The organism is Microbacterium sp. Cr-K20 (assembly GCF_000708325.1).
GTDB lineage: Bacteria > Actinomycetota > Actinomycetes > Actinomycetales > Microbacteriaceae > Microbacterium.
Genome location: NZ_JARE01000004.1, coordinates 195,139 through 205,606, shown reverse-complemented (window position 1 = coordinate 205,606; position 10,468 = coordinate 195,139). Strand labels below are relative to the sequence as shown.

Annotated in this window: 10 protein-coding genes and 1 tRNA gene; 6 read left to right on the top strand and 5 right to left on the bottom strand. The window is 68.8% G+C overall.

Going from position 1 to position 10,468, the window contains the following annotated elements; all coding sequences use genetic code 11:
* Nucleotides 1-111 precede the first annotated feature (111 nt).
* The 3 genes from GZ67_RS0101470 to GZ67_RS0101460 form a co-directional block, all read right to left on the bottom strand.
* The gene (locus tag GZ67_RS0101470; RefSeq protein ID WP_029261056.1) at nucleotides 112-309 is read right to left on the bottom strand and encodes a DUF4244 domain-containing protein; all 198 of its coding nucleotides are present in this window, start codon (nucleotides 307-309) and stop codon (nucleotides 112-114) included.
* Between the two features lie 69 nt (nucleotides 310-378).
* Entirely contained in the window at nucleotides 379-1,281 is a 903-nt protein-coding gene (locus tag GZ67_RS0101465) for a type II secretion system F family protein (protein ID WP_029261055.1), read from the bottom strand.
* Entirely contained in the window at nucleotides 1,275-2,282 is a 1,008-nt protein-coding gene (locus tag GZ67_RS0101460; protein WP_029261054.1) for a TadA family conjugal transfer-associated ATPase, read from the bottom strand. Before GZ67_RS0101460 ends, GZ67_RS0101465 begins: the two co-directional genes overlap by 7 nt.
* Nucleotides 2,283-2,682: 400 nt before the next feature.
* Here GZ67_RS0101460 and acs point away from each other — a divergent pair, with 400 nt between their 5' ends.
* Nucleotides 2,683-4,650, top strand: a complete 1,968-nt coding sequence (gene acs, locus GZ67_RS0101455) for an acetate--CoA ligase (protein WP_029261053.1) — start codon at nucleotides 2,683-2,685, stop codon at nucleotides 4,648-4,650.
* Nucleotides 4,651-4,738: 88 nt separating this feature from the next.
* Here the strand turns inward: acs and GZ67_RS0101450 are convergent, their stop codons facing one another.
* Nucleotides 4,739-5,197 carry a RidA family protein gene (locus GZ67_RS0101450; protein WP_029261052.1) on the bottom strand — a complete coding sequence of 153 codons (459 nt, stop codon included), beginning with the start codon at nucleotides 5,195-5,197 and terminating at the stop codon, nucleotides 4,739-4,741.
* Entirely contained in the window at nucleotides 5,194-5,418 is a 225-nt protein-coding gene (locus GZ67_RS0101445; RefSeq protein ID WP_029261050.1) for a hypothetical protein, read from the bottom strand. The genes GZ67_RS0101450 and GZ67_RS0101445 overlap by 4 nt, the downstream gene beginning before the upstream one ends.
* An 88-nt stretch (nucleotides 5,419-5,506) precedes the next feature.
* Between GZ67_RS0101445 and GZ67_RS0101440 the strand changes: the two genes are divergently transcribed.
* The 5 genes from GZ67_RS0101440 to GZ67_RS0101420 all read left to right on the top strand — a co-directional run bounded on the left by GZ67_RS0101440 (nucleotide 5,507) and on the right by GZ67_RS0101420 (nucleotide 10,435).
* Nucleotides 5,507-8,068, top strand: coding sequence for a transglycosylase domain-containing protein (locus GZ67_RS0101440; protein WP_029273730.1), 2,562 nt, complete (start codon nucleotides 5,507-5,509; stop codon nucleotides 8,066-8,068).
* The gene (locus tag GZ67_RS0101435) at nucleotides 8,065-9,000 is read left to right on the top strand and encodes a metallophosphoesterase (RefSeq protein WP_036302889.1); all 936 of its coding nucleotides are present in this window, start codon (nucleotides 8,065-8,067) and stop codon (nucleotides 8,998-9,000) included. Before GZ67_RS0101440 ends, GZ67_RS0101435 begins: the two co-directional genes overlap by 4 nt.
* A gap of 56 nt (nucleotides 9,001-9,056) precedes the next feature.
* Nucleotides 9,057-9,133 (top strand) — tRNA-Pro (locus GZ67_RS0101430).
* A 73-nt stretch (nucleotides 9,134-9,206) separates the two neighbouring features.
* A complete protein-coding gene (locus GZ67_RS19995) occupies nucleotides 9,207-9,683 on the top strand; it encodes a VanZ family protein (protein WP_051662257.1) in 477 nt (158 codons plus the stop codon).
* Nucleotides 9,680-10,435: an HAD-IIB family hydrolase gene (locus GZ67_RS0101420; RefSeq protein WP_029261046.1), complete on the top strand. Its 756-nt coding sequence runs from the start codon at nucleotides 9,680-9,682 to the stop codon at nucleotides 10,433-10,435. Before GZ67_RS19995 ends, GZ67_RS0101420 begins: the two co-directional genes overlap by 4 nt.
* The last annotated feature ends 33 nt before the right edge of the window (nucleotides 10,436-10,468 follow it).

Below are 10,468 nucleotides of genomic sequence, written 5' to 3'. Positions count from 1 at the left end.
CACCGAGCAGGAGCGCCAGCACCACGGCGGGCAGCCCGAGAGCGAGTTCTGCGGCGACGGAGCCTCGCTCCCCCGCCCCGGCGCGACCGGCGCCGCTCCTCCGGGGGCGCATCACGACACGGTGAGGGCTCGCCGGACGAGATCGGTCAGGATGCCGCGAACCTCGTCGGATCGCATGATGACGACCAGGAGCCCTGCGAACGCCACGGCGGCCATCGTGGTGATCGCGTATTCGGCCGTGGCCGCGCCGGTGTCGTCGCCGAACAGCGCAGCCGCGCGGCGCCGGTCGAGTCGGGGGATGCGGATCATGATGTACCTCTTTCTCTGTGATGCCTTCGCATCGGTTGGTCGGTCTCAGCGGGTCGCTCGGCACGTCGCTCACAGGGGCAGCGGTGTCGAGGCCAGGACGCTGAGCAGCATCGGCGCCACACCGAGCAGGAGGAACGCAGGCAGGGTGCACACACCGAGCGGGATGAGCAGTCGTGTCGAGAGCTTCGCCGCACGCAGGCGGCCGTGCACCCGCGCGGCATGCCGATCCTGCGCTGCGGACGCTCGAAGGAGCTCCACCGCGGGCACGCCGGCTGCACGGGACAGCTCGAGCACGGATCGGATGCCCTCCTCGGTCCCCCCGCCGGCCGAGCTCTCGGCGACCAGACGGAGGGCGCGGTCGATGGAGGCGCCCCCGGCGAGCGCGACGGCCACCAGTTCGGCTCGCATCCCGGGCGTGCCCGGCTCGGGCGCAGCGCGGCGGAGCAGCCGCCGCGTCCACAGCCGAGCTGCGAGCACGAGGAGAAGGCCCGCGACCACGCAGGCGGCACCGAGCGGATTGCCGACGATGACGCCGACGGTGTCGAAGCCGAGCGCGAACCCGAGAAGAAGTCCCGCGAGCGGCATCCACAGCAGCAGGCGCGCTGTTCCCGCGGGCTCGGCGAGTGCGATGCGCACATCGTCGGCGGCGGACGCGGCGTCGCGCAGAGATTCGGCGATGATCCGGAGCACCTCAGCAAGCGGGGCACCGACCGTGGTGGCGATCTCCCATGCGGCCGCGAGGTCGACCCAGGCCCCACCCTCGGCCTCGATGGCGTCGAGCAGGGGAACGCCTCCCTCCACCCGCTCGGTCACGGCCAGCGCATGCGGGTCGCCGATGTCGGCGAGGTGCCGCCAGGCGACGACCGGCACCGCTCCCGCCTGCAGCAGGACGGCCAGGGTCTGCACCGAGGTCGCGGCATCGCTCGCCCCCGTCTCACTCGCAGGGGGCGCAGGGCGTCGCCGGATCACCACGGCGTGACCTCCTCGATATCCAACCGGTCGCCCGCCATCACGAGTCGTCCGGCCTGCCGGATCCGACGGACGCCCCCGGGAGCACGGTCGAGATGCAGCACCACCGTGAACGCACTCACCGCCTGCCGCGCGAGGGCGACTGCATCCATCCCGGCCAGCGCACCGAGGGCCTCGAGTCGGGCCGGCACATCGCGGAGCCCGCTGGCGTGCATCGTGCCGGCGCCACCGTCGTGTCCGGTGTTGAGCGCGGTGAGCAGCTCTCGGACCTCTTCCCCGCGGCATTCGCCCACCACCAGACGGTCCGGCCGCATCCGCAGTGACTCGCGCACCAGCCGAGCCAGCGTGATCCCTCCCGCTCCCTCGACATTCGCCTGACGCGCCTCGAGGGCGACGTGATGCGGGTGGCGCGGACGGAGCTCTGCGACATCTTCGATCGTGACGATGCGCTCGGTCGCCGGGACCTCGGAGAGCAGCGCGGACAGGAGCGTCGTCTTGCCCGTTCCGGTGCCGCCGGTGATGAGGATGTTGGCCCGTTCGGCCACCAGCCCGAGGAGCCAGGCCTGCTGACGTGCGCCGAAGGAGCCGAGCGCAGCGAGCGCCTCGAGGTCGGCCGCCCGCACCCGAGGGATGCGGATCGAGAGCGCGGTGCCCATCGTGGACACCGGAGCGAGGACGGCATGCACGCGGATGCCGGAATCGAGACGGACGTCGACGCACGGAGCCTGGTCGTCGAGATGGCGCCCGCCGAGACCGACGAGGGCGACGGCGAGGTCGCGGACCTCCCGCTCCGACGCCCGCCATCCGCTCACCGGATCGGCGCCGCTGCCCCGGTCGACGAACAGACCCGCCGGGCCGTTGACGAAGACATCGGTGACGGCGTCGTCGATGTGGGCGATGAGCGGACCGAAGGCGGGGTCGAGGCGCAGCGGCTCGGGAGCGGCATCCATCGCGCCCGTCACCGGTGCCGCACCACGGGGCTGGATGACGAAGGAATCGGGCATACCGCGAAGGTAGGCGGCCGGGACGGCGCGAGCGATCGGATACGCCACCGCGGCTCAGGCGCTGTGCAGAAGAGTCGCAGTCGCCGACCGGTGCAGGAGACGGACGGGGTCGGGGCGCCAAGAACGGGAGCGCTCCCAACGGAATGGGCGGCATCTCACGGGGGGAATGAGATGCCGCCCACGGCGATGCACGATTGGGGGAATCGGGCATGCCAAGGCCGGAATGAGATTTCGGCTGTCGTCGAGTGTACGCAAGGCAACCGTCCTGACAAAACCGGTGCGACTACCGACTTTCGGCAGTATGCGATGTGTGGCCCCGCGGATAGATTCACCCTGACCGCGCCGTCCACCCCCACGGCCAGGTTCGAACGACCCGAATGCCGCAAAGGAGCGCCTGCCGATGAGCAGCCAGATCGACCACCTTCTCGACGAGACCCGGCGGTTCGCACCGTCGGAGGAATTCGTCGCCCAGACCATCTCATCGCCCGAACTCTACGAGCGCGCCGCTGCCGATCGCGAGGCGTTCTGGGGCGAGCAGTCCCGCGACCTGGTGCACTGGCACAAGCCGTTCACGCAGGTTCTCGACTGGACGAACCCGCCGTTCGCGAAGTGGTTCGACGACGGCGAGCTGAACGTGGCGTACAACTGCCTCGACCGGCACGTCGAAGAGGGCAACGGCGACCGGGTCGCTCTGCACTGGGAGGGTGAGCCCGGGGATTCCCGACGCATCACTTACGCCGAGCTGACCGCAGAGGTCAAGCGGGTCGCCAACGTCCTCGAAGGGCTCGGCATCGGCCAGGGCGACCGCGTCGCGATCTATCTGCCCATGATCCCCGAGGCGATCGCCTCGATGCTCGCCGTCGCCCGCGTCGGTGCGATCCACTCCGTGGTGTTCGGCGGATTCAGCGCCGACAGCCTCCGCTCACGCATCGACGACGCCGGAGCGAAGCTCGTCATCACCGCTGACGGCGGCTACCGCAAGGGCCGGGTGTCCGCTTTGAAGCCGGCGGTGGATCAGGCGCTCGCCGACCGTGGCGAGGGCGAGCAGCAGACCGTCGAGCACGTCCTGGTCGTCCGGCGCGGCGAGAACGAGGTGGACTGGGTCGAGGGACGCGACCTGTGGTGGCACGACGTGGTTCCCGCGGCGTCCGCCGAGCACACGGCCCAGGCCTTCCCCGCGGAGAACCCGCTGTTCATCCTCTACACGTCGGGCACCACCGGGAAGCCCAAGGGCATCCTGCACACCTCGGGCGGTTACCTCACCCAGGTCGCGTACTCGCACAAGTACGTGTTCGACCTGCATCCGGAGACCGACGTCTTCTGGTGCACGGCCGACATCGGATGGATCACCGGACACAGCTACGTCACCTACGGTCCGCTCGCGAACGGCGCGACCCAGGTGCTCTACGAAGGCACGCCGGACGCTCCACACCCCGGCCGCTGGTGGGAGATCATCGAGAAGTACAAGGTCTCGATCTTCTACACCGCGCCGACGGCGATCCGTTCGTTCATGAAGATCGGCCGCAGCGTGCCGAAGAAGTTCGACCTGTCGTCGCTGCGACTGCTCGGTTCGGTGGGTGAGCCCATCAACCCCGAGGCGTGGATGTGGTACCGCGAGGTCATCGGCGCCGGCAAGACGCCGATCGTCGACACGTGGTGGCAGACCGAGACCGGAGCGATCATGGTCTCGGCCCTCCCCGGCGTCACCGAGACCAAGCCCGGATCCGCGCAGGTTCCGCTTCCGGGGATCTCGATCGATGTCGTCGACGAGCAGGGTGTCGAGGTCGGCAACGGCAACGGCGGACTCCTCGTGATCACCGAGCCCTGGCCGAGCATGCTGCGCGGCATCTGGGGCGACCCGGAGCGCTACCGCGAGACGTACTGGGAGAAGTTCGAGGACCAGGGCTACTACTTCGCGGGTGATGGAGCCCGACTCGACGAGGACGGCGACCTGTGGCTGCTCGGCCGCGTCGACGACGTCATGAACGTCTCGGGGCACCGTCTCTCCACCGCCGAGATCGAGTCGTCGCTGGTCGCGCACGAGGCGACGGCTGAAGCCGCCGTGGTCGGCGCATCGGACGAGACGACCGGACAGGCGGTGGTGGCCTTCGTCATCATCAAGGAGAGCTACCTCGCCGAGCATGAGCCCGCGGGCCTCGCCCAGCTGCTGCGCCTGTGGGTCGGAGAGCAGATCGGGGCGATCGCCCGCCCGCGCGACGTGTACATCGTGGGCGAGCTGCCGAAGACCCGCTCCGGCAAGATCATGCGACGTCTCCTGCGTGACGTCGCCGAAGGCCGCGAGGTCGGGGACACGACGACGCTGGCCGACACCGCGGTGATGAGCATCATCTCGGCGCAGGTCAAGTAGGACTCCCCCGTAGACGAAGAACGCGCCTTCCCGATCCGGGGAGGCGCGTTCTTCGTGTGCGGCACGGACGTGCCGGATGGCCGAATGCTCAGGCGAGGATGAAGGTCACTTCGACCTCGACAGGGCTGCCGAGGGGAAGCTCCGCCACACCCACGGCCGCACGCGCATGACGCCCGGCGTCGCCGAAGATCTCGCCGAGGACCTCGCTGGCGCCGTTGATGACGCCCGGCTGCCCCGTGAAGTCTGCGGCGGAGGCGACGAAGCCGCCCACGCGGAGCACTCCGCCGATGCGGTCGACGCCGCCCGCGGCATCCGCTGCCGCGGCAAGGGCGTTCAACGCACAGGTGCGCGCATACGCCTTCGCGTCTTCCGCCGAGACCTCGGCGCCGACCTTGCCGAGGGCAGGGAGCGCACCGGAGACGAACGGGAGCTGGCCCGAGGTGTAGACGAGACCGTCGTGCACGACCGCCGGGACGTAGGCGGCGACGGGAGCGGCGACCGCGGGCAGCTCGATGCCGAGTTCGGCGAGGCGGGCGGAGACGCTCATGCCTGGCCTCCCTCGAACTGACGGGCGGCCTGCTCCGCCGCGGCGAGACCGGCGTTGGCGGAGGCATCCGCGTTCACCGGACGCTTCAGGTAGGCGACGAGACCGCCTTCGGGACCCTGCACGACCTGCACGAGCTCCCAGCCCTGCTTGCCCCAGTTGTTGAGGATGGCTGCCGTGTTGTGGATCAGCAGCGGCGTGGTGAGGTACTCCCACGTGGTCATGGCACTCCTGTCGATCGGGGCGCGACACCGTGATTGCGGGCCGGCTCGTCAAAGGTGGTATTCAGGGAACTCCCCTACGATCAAGCGTATGCCCCAAAAGAATCGCACGGTGAGAGGCGTGCTCGGCGGTCTCGTCGGGCTCGTCGGCTTGAGCGCCGTCGCCGGCCTCCTGGTCGCTGCCAGCGTCACGCCCGTCCTCACCATGACCGGTCTCGCCGGCGCCCAGGCACTGACTCTCTTCGACCAGCTCCCCGAGAACCTCAACCCGGGTACACCGATGGAGCAGTCGACGATCTACGCCACAGACCCCGACGGCAAGCCGGTCGAGCTGGCCTCTTTCTACGAGCAGAACCGCATCCCGGTCACGTACGAGCAGGTGGCCCCCGTGCTGTACGACGCCATCCTCTCCAGTGAGGACAAGAGCTTCTACAGCCACGGCGGCGTCAACCTCGGTGCGACGGTGAAGGCGCTCGTCGACAACGTGCGCGGCACCTCCAGCCGAGGCGCTTCCACGATCAGCCAGCAGTACGTGAAGAACGTGCTGATCCAGGAGTGCGAGCAGGACGTCGACCGCGCCTCCGAGACCTACACGGACGACCTCCGCAAGTGCTTCGAAGACGCGACCAACGCCAGCGGCAACGAGGGCATCGAACGCAAGCTGCAGGAGATGCGCTACGCGATCCAGGTCGAGAAGGACTTCTCCAAGAACGACATCCTGCTCGGATACCTGAACATCGCGAACTTCGGCGGCACGGTGTACGGCATCGAAGCCGCATCGAAGTACTACTTCAGCACGAGCGCCGCGAAGCTCACGGTCGCGCAGGCGGCGACCTTGGCCGGCATCGTGCAGAACCCCAACACGTACCGCATCGACATGCCGCAGGGCACCACGACGAACGAGGCCGGTGAGGCGCTGAACACCGCCGACAGCGGCTACTCGCTCACGAAGGACCGTCGCCACTACGTGCTGGGCCGCATGCTCGCCGACGGCAAGATCACCCAGGCGCAGTACGACGAGGCGGATGCCTCCGAGATCACGCCGACGCTGAAGCAGCCCACGCAGGGCTGCGCGGCGGCCGGCCTCAACGCCTACTTCTGCCAGTACGTGCGGTCGATCGTGCTCGACGACGAAGCCTTCGGCAAGACTCCCCAGGAGCGCGCCGATCTGCTCCGTCGCGGCGGCCTGAAGATCTACACCTCGCTGGACTACCGCATTCAGAACCCGGCCGCACAGACGATGAGCGAGATCGTTCCGGCCAACTACGACAACGACTACTTCGGCGCTGCCGGCGTCTCGATCGAGGTCGGCACCGGTCGCATCCTGTCGATCACGCAGAACACGCGGTTCGACGAGACCACCACCGATGATCTCGGGAAGACCTCGCTCGTCTTCGCCGGCGACCAGAAGCACGGCAACTCCGGTGGCTTCCAGGTCGGCTCGGTGTACAAGCTCTTCACGCTGATCGACTGGCTCGAGAAGGGGCACTCCGTCAACGAGGTGCTGAACGGTCGCGTGCAGACGAACTTGAAGATCCCCGTCTGCGAGAGCCCGCAGAGCACGAACACCAAGGAGATCGGCAACTTCGGCGGCGGCGGCGGCAGGACCGGGAACGTGATGGACTTCACACGGCAGTCCCTGAACAGCGGTTACTTCGCGATGGCCTCGAAGCTCGACATCTGCGACATCAACAAGGTCGCCGATCGGATGGGTGTCACGCTCGCCAGTGGCAAGAAGGTCACCGAAGAGAACGTGCCGTACGACGTGCTCGGCCCGAAGAACATCTCTCCCATCGCCATGGCGAACGCCTATGCCACGGTCGCGAGCGGCGGCAAGTACTGCACCCCGCGCGCGATCGACCGCGTGGTCGGCCCCGACGGCAAGGACCGCGAGCTTCCGGCCGCCTCGTGCACCGATGGCGTGCTCTCCCCTGAGGTCGCGGCGACGGCCGCGTATGCGCTCAAGGGAGTGATGGATTCGGGCGGCACCGGTCAGAACGCCAACCCGTTCGACGGCACGCCGCTGATCGGCAAGACCGGGACGCACGACCGCTGGTCGACCATGATGATCGAGTCCAGCACCAAGGTCACCACGGCGGTCTGGGCAGGCCGCTGGAAGGGACAGTCGGACATCTACCAGAAGTGGGCCGGGAACTACCAGCTCAACAACATGCGCTACCCGTTGGCGAAGGCCGCGCAGGCCGCCGCCAACGAGGTGTACGAGGGAGGCGCCTTCCCGCGTCCGGACGACAAGCTGATCCGTCGGGTGGTGGTCGACGTCCCGAACGTCGTCGGCATGACGATGGAGGAGGCGGAATCGACCCTCAAGAGCAACGGATTCGGCGTGACCGTCGGTGCCGCCGTCGACAGCGACAAGCCGACCAACATCGTCGTCGCGCAGGATCCCTCCGGACAGACGGCGGGCGGGTCGACCATCACGATCTCACCCAGCAACGGCCAGGGCACCACGGTTCCTGCCAACCTCGTTGGCATGTCTCGGCCCGATGCGTCGGCAGCGCTCACCGCTGCGGGATTCACGTCGATCGCCATCGACAACTCGTGCAACCCGCCGACCGCGGTGGTGTCCTCGACGGACCCGGCACCCGGCACGGCGACCAGCAAGTCCACTCCCGTCACCGTGACGTGCAAGTGACCGCTCGCGGCGCTGCGCACCCGGCCCTCATCGCGCTCGGCGCGGTGGGGGCCGTCGGTGCCGCCGCAGCAGTCTGGGGCATCGGCATCGAGCGCTACCTGTTCACGGTGCGCGAGGCGACGGCATCCGCGCTCCCTCCCGGTTCGGCCCCCTTGCGCATCCTGCACGTGTCGGACGCGCACATGGCGCCCTGGCAGCACCGCAAGCAGGACTGGCTGGCCTCCCTCGCCGAGCTGAAGCCCGATCTCGTCGTCAACACCGGCGACAACCTCGGGCACGCGAACGGCTTGGAAGGCATCCGCCGCGCGTTCGACCCGCTCGCGGGCATCCCTGGAGTGTTCGTGCACGGGTCGAACGATGTGACCGCGCCGTCTCCGCGCAATCCTCTGCGCTACTTCCTCGGTCCGTCCAAGAAGCAGCCCGAGCCGGAGCACCTCGACACCGCGGCAATGGACCGGTACTTCACCGACGAGCTCGGGTGGACCGACCTGAACAACGCCGCGGCGCGACTCACCCTCGCCGGCACTCCGGTCGACCTCTTCGGCGTGAACGACGCCCACCGCGACTGGGACCGCCTCGATGTGCTGCCGGACGCCATCGGCGCGCTCGGTCCGCGCGACGCCGGCACACCGATGCTGGGCGTCACTCACGCGCCGTACCAGCGCGTGCTCAACGGATTCATCGACCTGGGCGCCGACGCGATCCTCGGCGGTCACACCCACGGCGGCCAGGTCTGCCTCCCCGGTTACGGCGCGCTCGTGGCCAATTGCGACATCCCCCTCAAGCAGGCCAAGGGACTGAGCGCGTGGTCGCACGACGGCCGCACGGTGCCGCTCAACGTCAGCGCCGGTTGCGGACACTCGATCTACGCGCCGGTCCGCTTCGCCTGCCGCCCCGAGGCCACGCTGCTCACGCTCACCGCGCGGGACTGATCGTCGGCTCGATTCGGCGCACGGAGCATTTCCCTGTAGACTCGGAGGGTTGCAAACGGGGTGTGGCGCAGCTTGGTAGCGCGCTTCGTTCGGGACGAAGAGGTCGCAGGTTCAAATCCTGTCACCCCGACCAGTGACACCGGAAGGCCGCCCCCACAGGGGCGGCCTTCTCTGTATGGGGAACACGCAGAAGGGGAAGGGAAAGCATGGGGTCTCTGCTTCCGCCCCCGCGCCGGTTCACCCGCGTGTGGGCTCTCGCTCTCGGCATCCCGTTCCTCATCGGCCTTGCGGCTCTCACCCTCACACCGTCTCGGGTCGAGCAGGTCATGCCCAATCTCCTCGATCTGACCCTCCACGCCGCGCACCGCCTCGGCTGGGATTCGCTCGACTTCACTCGACTCGAGATCATCGCGAACATCCTGGTGTTCGTTCCCGTCGGCATCCTCGCCTTCGTCCTGCTCCCCCGCCGGGTGTGGCCGCTCGCCCTGCTGGTCGGGCCGCTGTTGTCGCTCGGGATCGAGACCGCGCAGCGCGTGGCGCTGCCGCATCGGGCGGCCACCGTGACCGACGTCGTGGCGAACTCGACCGGCGCGCTCGTCGGCGTCGTGTTCGCCGTCCTCTGCACACTGCTGCTTGCTTCACGACCCTCCCAGCGGCCACCTTCTAGGCTGGAGACATCATGACCGCGCCCACACTCGTCGCCTTCGATCTCGATGACACGCTCGCCCCTTCCAAGGGCCTGATCGACCCGCGAATCGCGGCGCTACTGCGCAGCCTGCTGCGCTCCGTCGACGTCGCCATCATCTCCGGCGGCAACGAGGCGCAGTTCCGCAGTCAAGTGCTCGCACGCCTCGGCGATGCGGATGCCGCCGACCTCGCCCGCCTGCACCTGCTGCCGACCTGCGGCACCCGCTACCTCCGGTACGACGGCTCCGATTTCGCCCCCGTGTACGCGCACGACCTCAGCGACGAGGACAAGCAGGCCGCGTTGACAGCGCTGCGCGAAGAGGCCGAACGCCTGGGACTGTGGGAGGCCGAGCCCTGGGGAGAGATCCTCGAGGACCGCGGCTCTCAGATCACGTTCTCCGCATTGGGGCAGCGCGCACCGCGCGAGGCGAAGCACGACTGGGATCCCGCGGGCACCAAGCGTGCGGCTCTGCGCGCCGCCGTTGCCGCTCGCCTTCCCGGACTCGAGGTGCGCTCCGGCGGATCGACGTCCATCGACATCACGCAGGCCGGCATCGACAAGGCCTTCGGGATGCGGCAGCTCGCCGAGCACACCGGCATCCCTCTCACCGAGATGCTGTTCTACGGCGACCGCCTCGACGAGGGCGGGAACGACTACCCGGTCCTCGCCATCGGCGTGCCCTCCGTGGCCGTCGACGGCTGGGAAGACACCGCGGAAAAGCTCGACGGTCTCCTGCTGACGCTCTGACCTCGGAGGCGTCCTGCGACGCTCTGTCGCGCC

Excerpts from the sequence above, each read along its gene's own strand:
- GZ67_RS0101470 (WP_029261056.1), bottom strand. The coding sequence starts at position 309 with ATGATCCGCATCCCCCGACTCGACCGGCGCCGCGCGGCTGCGCTGTTC.
- GZ67_RS0101460 (WP_029261054.1), bottom strand. The coding sequence starts at position 2,282 with ATGCCCGATTCCTTCGTCATCCAGCCCCGTGGTGCGGCACCGGTGACG.
- acs (WP_029261053.1), top strand. The coding sequence starts at position 2,683 with ATGAGCAGCCAGATCGACCACCTTCTCGACGAGACCCGGCGGTTCGCA.
- GZ67_RS0101450 (WP_029261052.1), bottom strand. The coding sequence starts at position 5,197 with ATGAGCGTCTCCGCCCGCCTCGCCGAACTCGGCATCGAGCTGCCCGCG.
- GZ67_RS0101445 (WP_029261050.1), bottom strand. The coding sequence starts at position 5,418 with ATGACCACGTGGGAGTACCTCACCACGCCGCTGCTGATCCACAACACG.
- GZ67_RS0101440 (WP_029273730.1), top strand. The coding sequence starts at position 5,507 with ATGCCCCAAAAGAATCGCACGGTGAGAGGCGTGCTCGGCGGTCTCGTC.
- GZ67_RS19995 (WP_051662257.1), top strand. The coding sequence starts at position 9,207 with ATGGGGTCTCTGCTTCCGCCCCCGCGCCGGTTCACCCGCGTGTGGGCT.
- GZ67_RS0101420 (WP_029261046.1), top strand. The coding sequence starts at position 9,680 with ATGACCGCGCCCACACTCGTCGCCTTCGATCTCGATGACACGCTCGCC.